At 62.4% G+C, this 15,463-nt stretch carries 15 protein-coding genes and 1 pseudogene; 7 read left to right on the forward strand and 9 right to left on the reverse strand.

Features of this window, described 5'->3' with window-relative positions:
• Positions 1-25: 25 nt before the first annotated feature.
• A complete protein-coding gene (locus AWB80_RS19930) occupies positions 26-1,078 on the reverse strand; it encodes a LacI family DNA-binding transcriptional regulator (RefSeq protein WP_061176374.1) in 1,053 nt (350 codons plus the stop codon).
• 186 nt (positions 1,079-1,264) lie between these two features.
• On the opposite strand from AWB80_RS19930, the gene hisD reads away from it, so the two are divergent.
• Together hisD and AWB80_RS19940 are read left to right on the forward strand one after the other, a co-directional pair.
• Positions 1,265-2,578, forward strand: a complete 1,314-nt coding sequence (gene hisD / locus AWB80_RS19935) for a histidinol dehydrogenase (RefSeq protein WP_061176375.1) — start codon at positions 1,265-1,267, stop codon at positions 2,576-2,578.
• A 20-nt stretch (positions 2,579-2,598) separates the two neighbouring features.
• Entirely contained in the window at positions 2,599-3,036 is a 438-nt protein-coding gene (locus AWB80_RS19940; RefSeq protein WP_061176376.1) for an acyl-CoA thioesterase, read from the forward strand.
• A 32-nt stretch (positions 3,037-3,068) separates the two neighbouring features.
• On the opposite strand, the gene AWB80_RS19945 is transcribed toward AWB80_RS19940, so the two are convergent.
• A complete protein-coding gene (locus tag AWB80_RS19945; protein WP_061176377.1) occupies positions 3,069-3,500 on the reverse strand; it encodes a MarR family winged helix-turn-helix transcriptional regulator in 432 nt (143 codons plus the stop codon).
• Between the two features lie 409 nt (positions 3,501-3,909).
• Between AWB80_RS19945 and AWB80_RS19950 the strand changes: the two genes are divergently transcribed.
• From AWB80_RS19950 to AWB80_RS19960, 4 genes and pseudogenes are all read left to right on the forward strand, one after another.
• Positions 3,910-4,281 carry a tautomerase family protein gene (locus AWB80_RS19950; RefSeq protein ID WP_061176378.1) on the forward strand — a complete coding sequence of 124 codons (372 nt, stop codon included), beginning with the start codon at positions 3,910-3,912 and terminating at the stop codon, positions 4,279-4,281.
• Positions 4,282-4,351: 70 nt separating this feature from the next.
• Positions 4,352-5,695 carry an MFS transporter gene (locus tag AWB80_RS19955; protein ID WP_244206611.1) on the forward strand — a complete coding sequence of 448 codons (1,344 nt, stop codon included), beginning with the start codon at positions 4,352-4,354 and terminating at the stop codon, positions 5,693-5,695.
• A pseudogene (locus tag AWB80_RS45575) lies at positions 5,692-5,919 on the forward strand (hypothetical protein); the annotation flags it as partial. The gene AWB80_RS19955 and the pseudogene AWB80_RS45575, both read left to right, overlap by 4 nt.
• 144 nt (positions 5,920-6,063) lie before the next feature.
• Positions 6,064-6,822 carry an SDR family NAD(P)-dependent oxidoreductase gene (locus AWB80_RS19960; RefSeq protein ID WP_061176379.1) on the forward strand — a complete coding sequence of 253 codons (759 nt, stop codon included), beginning with the start codon at positions 6,064-6,066 and terminating at the stop codon, positions 6,820-6,822.
• 100 nt (positions 6,823-6,922) lie between these two features.
• On the opposite strand, the gene AWB80_RS19965 is transcribed toward AWB80_RS19960, so the two are convergent.
• Genes AWB80_RS19965 through AWB80_RS19985 form a run of 5 tightly spaced genes read right to left on the reverse strand, consistent with a single transcriptional unit; the run spans position 6,923 to position 12,489 of the window.
• Positions 6,923-8,356 (reverse strand): purine-cytosine permease family protein, encoded by a 1,434-nt coding sequence (locus tag AWB80_RS19965; RefSeq protein ID WP_061176380.1) that lies wholly within the window; start codon positions 8,354-8,356, stop codon positions 6,923-6,925.
• A 48-nt stretch (positions 8,357-8,404) separates the two neighbouring features.
• Positions 8,405-9,337, reverse strand: a complete 933-nt coding sequence (locus tag AWB80_RS19970) for an electron transfer flavoprotein subunit alpha/FixB family protein (RefSeq protein WP_061176381.1) — start codon at positions 9,335-9,337, stop codon at positions 8,405-8,407.
• A 13-nt stretch (positions 9,338-9,350) separates the two neighbouring features.
• Positions 9,351-10,100 carry an electron transfer flavoprotein subunit beta/FixA family protein gene (locus tag AWB80_RS19975; protein ID WP_061176382.1) on the reverse strand — a complete coding sequence of 250 codons (750 nt, stop codon included), beginning with the start codon at positions 10,098-10,100 and terminating at the stop codon, positions 9,351-9,353.
• 21 nt (positions 10,101-10,121) lie between these two features.
• The gene (locus AWB80_RS19980; RefSeq protein WP_208635666.1) at positions 10,122-11,261 is read right to left on the reverse strand and encodes an acyl-CoA dehydrogenase family protein; all 1,140 of its coding nucleotides are present in this window, start codon (positions 11,259-11,261) and stop codon (positions 10,122-10,124) included.
• Positions 11,254-12,489 (reverse strand): CaiB/BaiF CoA transferase family protein, encoded by a 1,236-nt coding sequence (locus AWB80_RS19985; RefSeq protein WP_087131423.1) that lies wholly within the window; start codon positions 12,487-12,489, stop codon positions 11,254-11,256. Before AWB80_RS19985 ends, AWB80_RS19980 begins: the two co-directional genes overlap by 8 nt.
• Before the next feature lie 107 nt (positions 12,490-12,596).
• On the opposite strand from AWB80_RS19985, the gene AWB80_RS19990 reads away from it, so the two are divergent.
• Positions 12,597-13,508: a LysR family transcriptional regulator gene (locus AWB80_RS19990; RefSeq protein ID WP_061176384.1), complete on the forward strand. Its 912-nt coding sequence runs from the start codon at positions 12,597-12,599 to the stop codon at positions 13,506-13,508.
• Positions 13,509-13,594: 86 nt separating this feature from the next.
• Here AWB80_RS19990 and AWB80_RS19995 read toward each other — a convergent pair whose 3' ends face one another.
• Both AWB80_RS19995 and AWB80_RS20000 read right to left on the reverse strand, forming a co-directional pair.
• The gene (locus tag AWB80_RS19995) at positions 13,595-14,908 is read right to left on the reverse strand and encodes an MFS transporter (protein WP_061176385.1); all 1,314 of its coding nucleotides are present in this window, start codon (positions 14,906-14,908) and stop codon (positions 13,595-13,597) included.
• Positions 14,905-15,447, reverse strand: a complete 543-nt coding sequence (locus AWB80_RS20000; protein ID WP_061176386.1) for a GAF domain-containing protein — start codon at positions 15,445-15,447, stop codon at positions 14,905-14,907. Before AWB80_RS20000 ends, AWB80_RS19995 begins: the two co-directional genes overlap by 4 nt.
• Positions 15,448-15,463 lie beyond the last annotated feature (16 nt).

Genomic DNA, 15,463 nt, shown 5'->3' on the forward strand with positions numbered 1-15,463 from the left:
CACGCACGCCTTTTCGCATAGCTTATTAATTTCCGCTTAACGGCCCCGTCGTATCGCGACGGACCAGTTGGATGGGCAACACATCGTGGACGGGTGCGCCCATCCCCCCTGCTCGAATGCGCTCGACAAGTCGGCGCGCGGCGGTGCGCGCCATTGCTTCGACGGGCTGTCGGATCGAAGTCAATCCGACCAGTGGCGATCCAGCCAGGGGCATGTCATCGAAGCCGATGATCGAGAGCTGTTGGGGCACCGCGATACTCTGCCTTTTGGCCGCTTCGAGCACGCCAAGCGCGATCGTGTCGTTTCCCGCGACGATGCCCGTGACCCGGTTCTGGTCGCTCAACATCGCGATGGCGCTGGAATAGCCCGCCTCGCTGGTGTAATCACAGTAAATCAATGGCACCGATGCCGGCGCTACGCCTGCTGCCTCGAGCCACTGCAAGGCTCCTTTGACGCGGTCTCGGCTCGTCGACGTGTTCTGCGAACCCATGACCAGCCCGATCCGGCGATGGCCCAGTTGATAAAGATGCTCGGCCGCGAGGGCGCCGGCGTGAACGTTGTCGACCTCGACCGTATCGACTCTCACATCGTCGACAGACCGAACGACGAGCACAAGAGGAATACCGCGTCTTTGCATCTCCGCCACCACGGGTGAGTCGAGCGTCGCGGTGGCGAAGATCATCCCATCGAGATAGCCGTCGATCAGGGGCCGAAATGCGAGCAGGTTCTCCGAGTCGTTCATCGGGTCGATCATCAGCGTGATCTGGTAGTCGAACTCCTGTAGAGCGTCATGGAGATGCGTCAGCAACAAGGTCATGAACCGGTTATGCAGCGCGCCTACGACCACGCCGATCAACTTGGTCGCTGACTTGCGCGTGGACCGACCCTGTGACGGCATTCGATAACCCAATTCGGCAGCGACCGCCTGCACGGCGCTACGGGTCTCACTACTGATGGCCGGATGTCCCGCCAGTGAACGGGACACCGTGGACACCGAGATGCCGAGGCGCTCGGCGACATCCTCAAGGCGAACCTTCGACGCCTTCGCGCGAACTACAGATCGGGTATTGGTTTGCATAAATTTGCATTGTCAGGTTGTGCAGACGAGGCATGCCTCACGCCGTGGATATGGCCGTCTAGGGTAAGTGTGGAGCATTTGCGCAAATTTTGCATAGAAAATTGCGCTACATTTGCACCAACGCAGCAAGCCTTCCAACTTCCGGCGCACGCTGCTCCTCGGTCACCCCGCAAAAAGGAAATGCAAATGGCAATCCAATACTTGAAGCATGGTCGTAGCGCAGAAGCATCGTCGCAAGACGCCGCCAAGGTTCGTGACGTGGTAACGGGCATCCTGGCCGACGTTGCATCACGCGGCGACGCAGCAGTCGCAGAACTCTCGGCGAAGTTCGACAACTGGTCGCCCGAAAGCTTCCGGCTGTCGGAAGATGAAATCGCGAGCTGCGTTCGCACGCTGTCTCCAGGCCAGCTCGAGGACATCAAATTCGCGCAGGCTCAGGTGCGCAACTTCGCCCAGGCGCAACGCGAGTCGATTCGTGACGTCGAAATCGAAACATTGCCGGGCGTGGTGCTGGGCCACAAGAACATGCCGGTCGACAGCGTCGCGTGTTACGTGCCCGGCGGAAAGTTTCCCTTGGTTGCATCGGCGCACATGGGCGTCGTGACGGCGAAGGTGGCGGGTGCTTCGCGCATCATCACCGCATCGCCGCCGGTCGGCGGCAAGCCGAATCCGGCTGTGGTCGCCGCCATGCACCTCGGCGGCGCCGACGAGATCTACACATTCGGCGGTGTCCAGGCCATCGCCGCGATGGCGCTCGGCACGCAGACGATCGACCCGGTCGCGATGGTGGTCGGACCGGGCAACGCCTTCGTCGCGGAAGCGAAGCGTCAATTGTTCGGTCGCATCGGCATTGATCTGATCGCAGGGCCGTCTGAAACACTGGTGATCGCCGACGATAGCGTCGATGCCGAACTGTGCGCGACCGACCTTCTGGGTCAGGCGGAGCACGGTTTCAACACGCCTGCCGTTCTCCTCACGAACTCGCTGCAATTGGCCAAGGACACCATCGCCGAAGTCGAACGCCTGCTCGAAATTCTGCCGACGGCAAACACGGCAGGGGTTTCGTGGCGCGACTACGGCGAAGTGATCGTGGCGGACACGCTCGAAGAAATGGTCGCGGTAGCCGATCGCATTGCATCCGAGCACGTTCAGGTGATGACGCGCGACCCGGATTACTTCCTGAAGAACATGAAGAACTATGGTGCGCTCTTCCTCGGCGCGCGCACCAATGTGGCCTACGGCGACAAGGTCATCGGCACGAATCACACCCTGCCGACCGGCAAAGCCGCGCGCTACACGGGTGGTCTGTGGGTCGGCAAGTTCATCAAGACGTGCACGTATCAGAAGGTGCTGACGGATGAAGCGAGCGCGCTGATCGGCTCGTATTGTTCGCGACTGTGCGCCATCGAAGGCATGATCGCGCACGGCGAGCAAGCCAACATCCGCGTGCGCCGCTTCGGCAACCGCGATGTGCCGTACGGCACGGCTGTTCCCGCGTAACTGCCACCGAGGAGACGCTCATGACACGGTCCAGGCCACGGCCTCGAAGTGATTTTCACTGGTTTTGTCAGGTCAACACCCAGTGGAAGGACATCGATATCTACGGGCACGTGAACAATGCTGTTCACTACACGTGGTTCGACACCGCGGTCAATGGATGGCTCGTCGAACGAGGCGTTCTGGACCCGGTTCGCGGTGAGGCCGTCGGTTTGGTCGTACGCACGGGCTGCGAGTACTTTGACGAAGTCGTTTTTCCGGACCTCGTGACCTGTGGGCTGTGCGTCAGCAGAGTAGGCACGACCAGCGTAACGTACGAGATCGGTCTCTTCAGAAACGACTGTGATCAGTCGTTCGCGCATGGCACGTTCGTTCATGCCTACGTCGACCGTGTTACGCGAAGGCCCGTTCCGCTGCCTGACGATTTGCGACAAGCGGTCCAACAGATCCAGGGGCTTTGAAAATGCACATCGACGGCACGCGGCGGAGCGGCCTACCGTTCACCGCCCACGTTCTGCAGCGTCTCCAGTGCCTCCAGAAGCACATTCCTGGCCGGCCCCTTGAGGTACTTCCTGAGTTCTCTTTCGACCTGGGTCTGCGCCGCGCGCCAGTGCGGCTCAGCCTCTTTCAATACACGCGTGCCGGCCGGGCTGAGCCTCGCCACTTTGTAGCGCGCATCCTCGTCGCTGGAGACTTCAACCCATCCCGCGTCGATGAGTAATTTGATGTTGCGCGAGATAGTCGTCTTGTCGAGTGACAACTCGGCTGCAATCTCGTTATAAGTTGCCGAGCCAAGTCGATCGAGGCCGCGAAGCAGGGTGTGCTGTGTGATTTTCAGGCCCACCGGGCGCAAAGCCTCGTCGTAGATGCTCGTCAGCGCATTCGCCGAGCGCCTGAACTGGGTGCAATAGCATTCAGTGAACATCGACAATCCCTCTCGAAAGATTAGTCAGTGTATATGCAACTATCGTAGCACTTCCCGGCAAGACACGTCGAGTCAATGGAAGAGCAGAGTGGTACGGGTTCTCACTAGGTTGAAGGCCCGATGAATTTTACTAGACTGTTGCATATACATCGGTTGTAGATGCATCTGTTCCGGCCAGCACAGTCATGACGGTCCGGCGCGGCGGATCAGGAAGGAGGGGGCATCAAGACGCGGCACACGCTGTCGTGGCCATCGGCGTTGCCCGGACATGCTTCGTTCATATAGATGTATATGCAACCGAATGATTTATCTGGCTCGGAACGGCAATAGAGTTTCTCAACAATTGCATACGTATTCGCGCTGCATTGCGAACTGCACACCTTAACCAGCCTCGAAGGAGTTCCCGGAAATGCCCATCATCGTTTGCAACACGCGCGCCGGACTGGACGTCGACGTCAAGCGGAAGATCGCCAAGGCGATCACCATCGCCGTGAACGAGACCATCAAGTCGCCGCTCGAAATCATCAGCGTGGTCTTCAATGACCTGTCGTCCGAAAGCAGTTACGTGGGCGGAGAACCGGGCGGCGACACGCTCATCATGTGCAACATTCGCGCGGGTCGATCCGACGAAGCGAAGCTCACACTGGTCAGGAAGGTGAGCGCCATTTTCAGCGACTATGCGGGCGTCTCAGAAGACCGTATCGAGACGGGCCTGCTCGAGTACAACCCCAAGTTCATCATTCGCGGCGGCCAGCAGTTGCCCGACCCTCCCTACGCGTGATCGATAGCACTCGATATACGTCGTAGACGTATTCATAACATTTTGCATACCTATGCATTAGGAGACGGGTTTGGATACCAAACGCTCGACCTCGGCAGAGCAATCGTCACCGAAGATGCTGACGATTGCGATCGCCAGTTTTATCGGAAGTGCCATTGAGTGGTTTGACTTCTTTCTATACGGAATCACCTCGGCACTCGTGTTTGGCAAGCTGTATTTCCCTGGTGGCGATCCGTTGACAGGGACGCTTCTGGCATTCGGCACGTTCGCGGTCGGGTTCATCGCTCGACCATTCGGTGGCATCGTCGCGGGCCACCTTGGCGACCGTGTCGGGCGCAAGTTCGTGCTGGTCACAACGCTGCTGGCAATGGGCATTTCGACGACGCTCATCGGCCTGGTGCCGTCGTATAACAGCATCGGACTTGCCGCGCCGATTCTCCTGATCCTGCTGCGCATCGTGCAAGGCTTGGCCGTAGGCGGTGAATGGGGCGGGGCCGCGCTGATCGCGGTCGAACATGCAAACCCGAACCGACGCGGACTCTATGGCAGCTTCCCTCAGATGGGACTTCCCGCAGGGTTGTGCATGGCGGTGGGCGGCATGGAGCTGGCTAGTCGCCTGCCCGAAACGGAGTTCCTCGCGTGGGGCTGGCGTATTCCGTTCCTGTTCAGCGCGGTACTCGTCGCGGTTGGTCTCGTGATCCGGCTCCGCATCGAAGAGCCGCCTGCGTTCAAGAAGGTGCTTGACACCGATGCAACCGTCAAACTGCCGATCGTCGAAGCGGTTCGACGGTTTCCGAGGGCGATCCTTTTGTCGGCTGGGCTTCGCTTTGCGGACAACATCCTGTACTACGTGTTCACGACGTTTGGTCTGACTTACATGACGAGCCACCTGGGCTTGCCGCGAAAAACGGTCCTCGTCGCCATCCTGATCGCCGCTGCGCTCGAATTGCTGACGAAGCCATTCTTCGGCGCGCTATCCGACAAATTGGGTCGAAAGCAGGTGGTTGTCTTCGGCGCGCTGGTGGCGGTGGTAGCGCCGTTCCCGTTCTTCCACATGGTAGGAACTGGAAATCCGACGATGATCCTGCTCGCGGAGATCATGGTGCTCACGATTGCTCACGCTGCCGTGTTCTCGCCAATGGCCGCATGGTTCGCCGAGATGTTCAGCCCGGAAGTGCGCTACAGCGGAGTGACGATCGGGTTCCAGTTGGGCGCCTTGGTCGCTGGTGCGCCGACGCCGTTGATCGCTACGGCGCTGCTCGCGAAGTACGGCGATTACACGCCTGTGGCCATCTTCGCCATGATTGCGGCAGGGATCACGCTCGTCTGTGCGCTGTTCGCAAGGGTCGCCAACGAACGCAATGCGCCATCGCCATCGACGATGATCCCGGCAGGCAATACGCGTGAAGGCTGAGCCGCTGGCCGTCAAGACTCGAAGAAGGAAATGAAGCAACTTTTCGACTAACGACATGCCGCGAGAAGAAGCGGCCACGGGAGCTCAGGCGTCCTGTCACCGGTCACGAAGTCGCCCGTTTCGCGGGCGCTTCACAGTCGGCGGTGTCTCGCGTCTTCACACCGGGCGCGAGCGTCTGCGACCGGACGCGTGCGAAGGTGGTCGCCGCGGCGACGGCGTCGGGCTACCGGCCGAACTGTCTGCGGCGCTTTCCGTGCGCGACTCTGCTCGCCTTCCTCCGAACGGGTTGTCGCAAGTCGGCGGCCGCACGGTGTGGATGCAGCCAGCAAAGCATTGAATCAACCTGGTTTCAAATCGGAGAGGAACTTATGTCTAACGGACTTTTTAGTCTTGATGGGAAGACCGCTGTCGTGACTGGTGCGGGCCGTGGCCTTGGCGCGGAAATCGCCTCGATGCTCGCTGGCTCCGGCGCGCACGTCTATCTGCTGAGCAAGGAAGCAGGGGAGCTGGATGAAGTGGCTACTCGCATCCGTCGAAACGGTGGCGTTTGCACTCCATTGGTTTGTGATCTTTTGAAGGATGAGCAACTGGAGCGGGCATTCGCTGAACTTCCGAGGCTGGACATCCTCGTCAACAATGCGGGCACCAACGTTCCTTCGCGACTTGCGGACGTCAAGACATCGGATCTGGACTTCGTGATCGGCCTGAATGTCAGGGCGACGTTCCTGGCAACGCGCGCAGCCGTTCGCAAGATGCTCGAAGGCGAAGCGGCGGCTGACCGCGCCATCATCAACATATCGTCGCAGATGGGGCATGTGGGCGCGCCTGATCGATCCGTGTACTGCATGACGAAGCACGCGATGGAAGGGCTGACGAAGGCAGCCGCCGTTGAGCTTGCGCCGAGAATACGCGTGAACTCGGTGGCACCTACGTTCGTCGATACACCGATGACTCAGCCGTTCTTCGAGAACGAGCAGTTCAGGCGTTGGGTCTTCGACCGGATTCCGATGGGCCGTCTGCTCGAAAGTGAGCAGGTGGCCGCGGCGGTGCTGTATCTCGCTTCTCCTGCTGCCGCAATGATCACCGGTACGAGTCTGCGTATCGACGGAGGATGGACGGCGCAGTGAGCGCTCGTCTGGCGGCGCCGGAATGTTCGATGCGACGCGGCCAAAAGGCCGTGCCGCACGCGACGAGATCCAGGCAGGGATCGGATCAACACTAACGGCTTCAGTCCGCGCTCGTCATCGGCTCGGGAGCCCCGGTAAGCTCCGGCACTCGCGATGGCGCAAGCCGCGATACCCCGTAATACAGAATGCCGGGCACGACGATGCCCACGATCCACGATATATCGACGCCTCCCAGCGCATCGACCCACGGCCCCGTATAGAAGCCGGTCGCAACGAACGGCATCTGCACGAGCACGCCGACCGCATAAACCGTGATGCCGGCGATATTCCATCGTCCGTAGCGACCGTTGACATCGAAGAGGGCAGGCACGTCGTAGCGTTTGCGCGTGACCCAGTAGTAATCGACGAGATTGATTGCGCTCCACGGCGTGAAGAACACGAGCAGGAACAGCAGGAACGAAGAAAACGCTTTCAGGAACGAGTGCTGTCCGGCAAGCGCGAGTCCGCTCGATGCCGCCACGCTGAGCAGCACGAAGACGAGCCGCGTGCGCGCTGAAATCTCGCGTTGTCCGCCGAAACCGGTGACGATGGCCGCGACCGACATCACGCTGCCGTATGCATTGAGCGTGGTGATCGTGAGCTTGCCGAGCGCGATCGTGAAATAGAGCACGGCGGCAATCGCTCCGGTCGCACCGAGTCCGACGATGAACGTGACTTCATGCCCGGAAAAGCGCTCGCCGGCAAGCGCGGCGGCCAGCACGCCGAAGGTCATCGAGACCTGTGCGCCGATCACGGTGCCGCTGAACACGGCGAAGAAGGTCTTGTTTGCGGAAGTCGACTTCGGCAGATAGCGCGAATAGTCCGCGACATACGGCCCGTACGCAATCTGCCACGACGCCGACAGCGATATCGCCAGCAGGAACGACGCGATGGTGAAGTGCCGGTTCGCCAGCAAGGTATCCAGTGCATGGCCGTGCAGCAGGCTCGCGAATAGATACAGAAACGCGAGCGTGCCGACGATGCTCGACACGCGGCCCATCGCGTGAATGATGCGATAGCCGAAGCCGGTGAGCAGCACGATCAGCGCAGCGAAGATCAGGATCGATGTCGTGTTCTCTGTGTGCAGGAGCGCGCCGATGGCTTGTCCCGCGAGGACCGTGCCGCCCGCGGAAAAGCCGATGTACATCACGCAGACGAGCACGAGCGGAATGATCGCGCCGTACACGCCGAACTGCACGCGGCTCGAGATCATCTGCGGCAGGCCGAGTTGCGGACCCTGTGCGCCGTGCAGCGCCATCACCGCGCCGCCGATGACCTGGCCGATGAGCAGCCCGATCAATGACCAGAACACATCGCCGCCGAGCACGACCGCGAGTGCGCCGACGACGACCGCCGTGACCTGCAGATTCGCGCCGAACCACAGGGTGAACTGGCTGAAGAGATTGCCGTGGCGTTCGGCATCGGGAATATAGTCGATCGAGCGGCGCTCGATCAGCGAAACGTTCGCGGCGGATGCTGAAGTGTTACGTTCCATGCTCGTCTCCTGAGCGGTGAGTCACTTCTTGAAGAGGATGATTGAGAGTCAGGCTGCGTCGACGAATGCCGGGACGATGTCGTGCAGATCGCCGACGAGACCATAGTCGGCTACGCTGAAGATCGGCGCTTCCGGGTCCTTGTTGATCGCGACGATTACATTGGAATCCTTCATGCCGGCCAGATGCTGGATTGCCCCCGAAATGCCGACTGCGACATACAACTGCGGCGCGACGATCTTGCCCGTCTGCCCGACCTGATAGTCGTTCGGGACGAAGCCCGCGTCGACGGCGGCCCGAGATGCGCCGAGCGCCGCGCCGAGCTTGTCGGCCAGCGGTTCGAGCACCTTCGCGTAGTTCTCGCTGCTGCCGAGGCCGCGTCCGCCCGACACGATCGTGCTGGCGTTCGTCAGTTCGGGGCGGTCCAGCTTCGTCGCTTCGCGGCTGATGAAGTGCGACATACCGCGGTCTGCGGCCGCTTCGATACGCTCGACCGTCGCGCTTCCGCCATCCACCGATACGGCATCGAAACTCGTCGCGCGCACCGTGAGCACTTTGACCGTATCGGCCGATCGCACCGTGGCGATGGCGTTGCCCGCGTAGATCGGGCGGTCGAACGTGTCGTCTGTGACGACGGCGGTGATATCGCTGATCTGCGCGACGCCGAGCTTCGCAGCGATGCGCGGCATCACATTCTTGCCGAAGGCCGTCGCGGGCGCGAGGATGTGCGAATAATTCATTGCGATCGGCAGCACCGTCGCTTCGATGTTCTCGGCAAGGCCGGTTTCGAGCTGCGGCGCATCGGCGAGCAGCACTTTCGACATGCCCGCGATCTTCGCCGCGCCTTGAGCAATGCCATGCGCCTGATGACCCGCGATCAGCACATGAATGTCCCCGCCGATTTTCTGTGCCGCGCCGATGGTCTTCAACGTCGCCGAATTGACCGACGCTCCGTCGTGTTCCGCAATAACCAGAATCGTCATTTCCCTGTCTCCGTCAAAGGACCTTGGCTTCGGTCCTGAGCTTGTCGATCAGCGCCTGCACGCCGGGCAGTTTCACGCCGGGGGCGCGCTTCGGCGGCTCGGTGACCTTGAGCGTTTGCAGGCGCGGCGTCACGTCGACGCCGAGCACTTCGGGCCGGATCGTGTCGAGCGGCTTCTTCTTCGCCTTCATGATGTTCGGCAACGTGACGTAGCGCGGCTCGTTGAGACGCAGGTCGGTCGTGATGACAGCGGGCAGTGTCAGCGACAGGGTTTCGGCGCCGCCATCCACTTCGCGCGCGACGATCGCGACGCCGTCATCGATTGAAATGCTCGAAGCGAAGGTCGCTTGCGGCAGATCAGCGAGCGCGGCGAGCATCTGGCCGGTCTGATTCGAATCGTCGTCGATGGCCTGTTTGCCGAGCATGACCAGTTGCGGCGCTTCCTTGTCGACGAGCGCCTTGAGCAGCCTGGCGACGGCGAGTGGCTGCAGCTCCGCGTTCGATTCGACCAGAATCGCGCGGTCCGCGCCGATCGCGAGTGCCGTGCGCAGCGTGTCCTGACACTGCGCAACACCGCACGACACGGCGATCACTTCGGTTGCGACACCGGCTTCCTTCAAACGCACCGCGGCTTCGACAGCGATCTCATCGAACGGATTGATCGACATCTTGACGTTCGCGATGTCGACGCCGGATTGATCGGACTTCACTCCCACTTTCACATTCGCGTCGACGACGCGTTTGACTGCCACAAGAATCTTCACGACTCGTCTCCCGATGTATTGTCAGGCGAACAGCGAACGGGCGATGACGGTGCGCTGAATCTCCGACGAACCTTCATAGATCCGCAGGATGCGCGCGTCGCGCACGAGGCGCTCGATTCTCATCTCGCGCGTGAAGCCATAGCCGCCGTGAACCTGCAATGCGGCGTCCGTGACGAACGAAACCATCTCCGACGCGTAGAGCTTCGCCATCGACGCCATCTCCGTGAACGATTCACCGGCTGCGCGACGCGCGGCCGCCTGAAGCGTCAGAAGCCAGGCCGCTTCGAGACGCGTCTTCATGTCGGCGAACGACCACTGCAGGCCCTGCTTGTTCGCGAGCGGTTCGCCGCCGACGTGCCGCTGCTTCGCCCATTCGACTGCGTCGCCGAATGCCGCTTCAGCGATGCCGAGACTCGTCGCCGCGACGTCGAGGCGGCTGTTGTCGAGCACCTTCATCGCCGTGCGAAAACCGCTGCCTTCGTCACCGATCCGGTTCGCGGCGGGCACGACGCAATCCAGCGCGACTTCATGCGCGGGCGCGCCGTGAATGCCCATCAGCTTTTCGGGGGGAGAAACAGCGACGCCCGGCGTGTCGCGATCGACCACGAACGCGCTGATTCCGCGCGTGCCTTGCACGGGCGCGGTCTTCGCATAGACGACGATGAACTGCGCCGCGTCCGCGTTCGAGATGAAGTGCTTCACGCCGCGAATGTGATAGCTGTCGCCGTCGCGCAGGGCTTGCGTCGTCATGCCCGCGGGGTTGGAGCCTGCCTGCGGTTCCGTCAGCGCGAATGCGCCGAGTTTCGCGCCGGTCGCGGCGTCCGGAAGATAGCGCTCGCGCAGCGCATCCGAGCCGCCGATGAGGATCGAATCGGTCGCAAGAAAGTGCGCGCCGATCATGGACGACGTGGCCGCGCATGCCTTCGCGATTTCAGCGAGCGCGAGAATGATCGCCGCCGGTGACGCGCCGATGCCGTTCCATCGTTCGGGCAGGTTCATGCCCATCACGCCGAGTTCGGCAAGCGCACCGACATAACGCGTCGTCGGGATTTCTTCGCGGTCGACCTGTGCCGCGTGCGGCGCGAGTTCGGCCTGCGCGAAGCGGCGAATCGCATCCGCGATTTCGAGATCGGCGTCGGTGACGCCCAGTCGCTTAAGCAAGATCTTTCTCCTGGATGATTTCGGTGACGTCCGTGCGCACGACGCCGGACGCGGCGAGCGCGGCGATTGCTTTCGTGTCGAGGCCGAGCAGGTCTTCGAGGACGGTCTCGGTGTGTTCGCCGATGCGCGGCGCGCGCGTCGTCCGTGTGTCCGGATAGGCCGAGAATTTGAGCGGTTGCGCGGGCAGGCGCAGCGTCGATCCATCGGCTGCGACGGTGTCGACGAGGACACCGCGCATGCGCGCATGTTCGCTATCGAGCGCTTGCTGAATCGTCTGGATCGGCGCGACGGGAATGCCCGCTGCACTGAGCGCCGCGTTGACGTCGGCGACCGAACGCGTTTCCGCCCATTGCTCGATGCACGCACGCAGCGCGGCTTCGTGCGCGCAGCGTGAGGTGTCGTTCGCGAAGCGGGAATCGTCGGCGAGTTCGGGATGGCCGAGCGCATGCGCAAGCCGGCCGAACAGCTTGTTGTTGAGCACCGCGACGACGAAATGCCCGTCCGACGCGCGATACGCGCCGAACGGCGCAGATGTCGGATGGCGATTGCCGACGCGCGACTGGGCGACGCCCGTGGTCGCATAACGGGCGACGAGCGCGGCGGTCAGGTTCAGCGTGGCATCGAACATCGACACATCGACGTGAGTGCCCTTTCCCGTGCGATCGCGCGCGACGAGCGCGGCCAGTACGCCCCAGGAAGCAAAGATGCCGCTCACGACGTCCGACACCGAATCGCCAACGAGCGTCGGCTCGCCGTCGGGTGCGCCGGTCGCGTCCATCAGCCCGCATAGCGCTTGCAGAATGATGTCGTAGGCGGGCCGGTGCGATTCAGGGCCCGTCTGCCCGAAGCCCGACACGCTCGCATAGACGAGCGCCGGATTTTGCGCCGACAAGGTTTCGTAGCCGATGCCGAGCCGCCCGGCGACACCGGGGCGGAAGTTCTCCACGACGACATCGGCCTGGGCGCACAGCGATTGCGCGAGCATCTGCCCGTCGGCGGTCTTCAGATCGATGACGACACTGCGCTTGTTGCGATTCATCGCGCTGAACAGGCCGCTCTCGCCGCGCGTGAACGGACCGATCGCGCGATAGTCGTCGCCGCCCGGCGGCTCGATCTTGATCACGTCGGCGCCGAGATCGCCGAGCAGCGCCGAACACAGCGGCCCCGCCAGCACCCGGGAAAAATCGATCACGCGTATGCCGTCGAGCGGCAGCCTGGACACAGTCACGACATCGTCTCCTGAAGGTCCGGCCAAGGCAGCCGGTGTCATGATTCTGGTCGCGTCGGGTAATAAGATAAAATATCGGAATAAATTAACGGCTATACGATTTTCATATGGCTTTGTCACTGAGGCTGCTTCGCTATTTCGTCGCCGCCGCGGAGCTCGGCAGCACGACCGCGGCGGCGAATCAGCTGAGCGTGTCGCAGCCATCGATCTCCGTCGCGATCCGCGAGCTCGAAGCGCTGTTCGACGATCCGCTGTTCACGCGCGGAGCCGGCACGCGCATGACGCTCACGCATTTCGGCGAGCGCAAGCTCGTGGAGGCGCGGCAACTGCTGGCGGCGGCGGCGGCGTTTTCGACCGACGACGTCGGCGATGAAGAGGGCGGAGAGGTGCAGATAGGCGTCTTCAGGACCATCGCGCCGGTCTATCTGCCGCGCGCGCTGGAACTGGCGCAAGAGCGTCATCCGCGGCTGCGGGTTCGCTTCGTCGAAGGAGATCTGCCGCAGCTCGAATCGTGGCTGCGGAAAAGACAGATCGACTTCGCGCTGATGTACGACGTGGGGCTGCCCAGTGACATCGAGCGTGAATGCCTCGCCGAACTGCGGCCTTACGGGCTCGTGCCCGCCGGCTCACGGCTCGCGAAGCGCAAGCGGCCCGTGTCGCTTCGCGATCTCGCGGGGGAGCCGTTCATCCTGATCGACCTGCCGCAGAGCCGCGATTTTCTGATGACGCCGTTCTGGCAATGCGGACTGTCGCCGAATGTCGTTTATCGGGCCGCGTCGATCGAACTGGTCCGGGCGATGGTCGCGAGCGGACTCGGCGTCTCGCTGCTGATCACGCAAAGCCCGGCGGCGACGCAATCGCCGCTCGTGGTCGAGTGCCGGATTCAGGAGTCGACGGTGATTCAGCCGCTGGTGATCGCCAGACCCGCGCGGGCGGCGCAAACGCGCGCTTCGCAATGGATGTCGGAGTGTGTGCGCGACGCGGTCGGAGAATCGATGCGCGCGCGGGCAGGGCGATGAGCCCGTGGGTCGTGGGGCAAGCCACGCCCCCGCGCGCTTCGGTCAGCAAGTCGCGTGCAGGTATCGCGTGGCCGAAAACGCGGGCATCAACGCGGGGCCAGGGCTTGCGCTGCGCCTTGATCGGCATGCGCATTGCGCGTGGGAGTCGCGGGGCCGGGACCTCCCGGTTCCGGTGCGCTCGTGTCATAAAGGCGGTCGGGAATGAAGAACGCGCAGATGCCGCTCAGGAAGAACACTGCGCCGACCAGCAGAAAGCTCACACCGAACGAAAATTGCGTGGCGATATAGCCGATCACGACCGGCGCCGCACCCGAGCAGAAACGGCCCACGTTGTATGAACCGCCGACCGCCGTGCCGCGAATGCGCGTGGCGAAGCTCTCGGACATGAACGCACCCATCGTTCCGAGCGGCACGCCGTAGAGAAACCCGAAGAACAGCATCAGCCAGACGATATTCTCGCGCGTGTGAAGAAACACGATGACCGGCAGAAACAAGGCCGCGCCGATGCAGCCGAGCACATAGACGCCGCGCCGGCTCCACAGATCACCGACCCAGCCTGCGACGATCTTGCCCACGAACGCGACGACGTACGTGCCGATCATATAGCTCGCCATCGAACCGAAGCGCACGTGCAACTCTTTCTCCAGATAGGTCGGCAGCCAGTTGTTCAACCCATAGAAGCCCGACAGCGCGAACACGGATGCAAGCGCCCACAGGATGAACATCTTGCGTGCCTCACGATCCGAGAAGATCAGGTAATAGCGATTCTCGCGCCATGTGCGGCGCACGCGCGGCGCGCCTTGCCGCATCGCCACGCTGGCGCGCCAGCCGGGCGGTTCGGGCACGAACCAGTGAATCGCCAGCGCCAGCACGACGGGAATCGTCGCGACGTAAAAGAGCATGCGCCAGCCGTAGAGCGGCAGGATCCAGTTGGCGAGCGAGATCACGACGATATAGCCCGCCGATACACCCGTCTGCAAAATGCCGAGAATCAGGGAGCGCCGCTCAGTCGGTACATATTCGGCGACGAGCGTGCTCACGAGGACCATGCAACCGATCCCGAGCGAGCTGATGAAGCGCACCAGCGCGAACTGCGCGAAGGTGTGTGTGAGTCCGAGCAGGCCCGCGCCGAGCGAGAAGAGCGCGAGCGCCCACACGACGACCCGCACGCGCCCGAGCGCATCGCTCGCCCAGCCGCCGATGATGCCGCCCACCGCCATCCCGACGAGCGTGAGGCTGCCCAGCGCGCCGGCCTCGACATTGGTGAGGCCGAATTCGCTTTTGATGCGTGTGAGCGTGAGGCCGTACATCATGACGTCGGCGCCGTCGACGAGCAGCGCGAGATAGCCGAGCGCGAACACCATCAGCCAGCGCCCGGGTTCGGGAGAGGCGCGATTCATGAGCACGGTTCCTTGCCGGCATACAGCGGCATGCGGGAGACCAGCGCGGGCGCGAGAAACGAGCCGAGCAGCACGCCCGTGTCTTCGTGCTCGCGCTTATACCAGTGCTCGACGTGCGTGAGATTCATCGTGCCGATGCATTCGCCGTCATAGGCGATCGGGATGTTGAGGATCGAGCCCAGACCCATGTTCGCCATCGTCACGTGATCGTCGAAAGCGCGGCGGATATCGTGCGCGGTCTCGCCGCGAAACGGCCGCAAATCATGGAGGATTTGCGTCGCCCACGCGGTGTCGCGCTTCGTCTTGCGGCCGCCGATCGGATAGATCTCGGGCATGTTGGTGAAGATGCGCTCGACCTCGTGATTGCGCGCATCGTAAGCCATGATGGTGAAAAGCCGGAAGCCGATCGTCTCGGCGGCGACTGCCGCGACCGCATTGAAGAGTGTCGCCGGCTGGGCGGGCTCGCGCATCGCGCGGGCGAGCCGTTGAAGGTCGTTCAGTTGCAGTGGGCGCGTCGTGTTGGCTTCCGTGTCCCGCATGATGTGGTTATCCGTG

The organism is Caballeronia pedi (assembly GCF_001544915.2).
In the GTDB taxonomy this organism is placed as follows: domain Bacteria; phylum Pseudomonadota; class Gammaproteobacteria; order Burkholderiales; family Burkholderiaceae; genus Caballeronia; species Caballeronia pedi.

What these genes read in the sequence shown, in the direction of transcription:
- AWB80_RS19930 (WP_061176374.1), bottom strand. Translation starts at nt 1,078, where the DNA reads ATGCAAACCAATACCCGATCTGTAGTTCGCGCGAAGGCGTCGAAGGTT.
- hisD (WP_061176375.1), top strand. Translation starts at nt 1,265, where the DNA reads ATGGCAATCCAATACTTGAAGCATGGTCGTAGCGCAGAAGCATCGTCG.
- AWB80_RS19940 (WP_061176376.1), top strand. Translation starts at nt 2,599, where the DNA reads ATGACACGGTCCAGGCCACGGCCTCGAAGTGATTTTCACTGGTTTTGT.
- AWB80_RS19945 (WP_061176377.1), bottom strand. Translation starts at nt 3,500, where the DNA reads ATGTTCACTGAATGCTATTGCACCCAGTTCAGGCGCTCGGCGAATGCG.
- AWB80_RS19950 (WP_061176378.1), top strand. Translation starts at nt 3,910, where the DNA reads ATGCCCATCATCGTTTGCAACACGCGCGCCGGACTGGACGTCGACGTC.
- AWB80_RS19960 (WP_061176379.1), top strand. Translation starts at nt 6,064, where the DNA reads ATGTCTAACGGACTTTTTAGTCTTGATGGGAAGACCGCTGTCGTGACT.
- AWB80_RS19965 (WP_061176380.1), bottom strand. Translation starts at nt 8,356, where the DNA reads ATGGAACGTAACACTTCAGCATCCGCCGCGAACGTTTCGCTGATCGAG.
- AWB80_RS19970 (WP_061176381.1), bottom strand. Translation starts at nt 9,337, where the DNA reads ATGACGATTCTGGTTATTGCGGAACACGACGGAGCGTCGGTCAATTCG.
- AWB80_RS19990 (WP_061176384.1), top strand. Translation starts at nt 12,597, where the DNA reads ATGGCTTTGTCACTGAGGCTGCTTCGCTATTTCGTCGCCGCCGCGGAG.
- AWB80_RS19995 (WP_061176385.1), bottom strand. Translation starts at nt 14,908, where the DNA reads ATGAATCGCGCCTCTCCCGAACCCGGGCGCTGGCTGATGGTGTTCGCG.
- AWB80_RS20000 (WP_061176386.1), bottom strand. Translation starts at nt 15,447, where the DNA reads ATGCGGGACACGGAAGCCAACACGACGCGCCCACTGCAACTGAACGAC.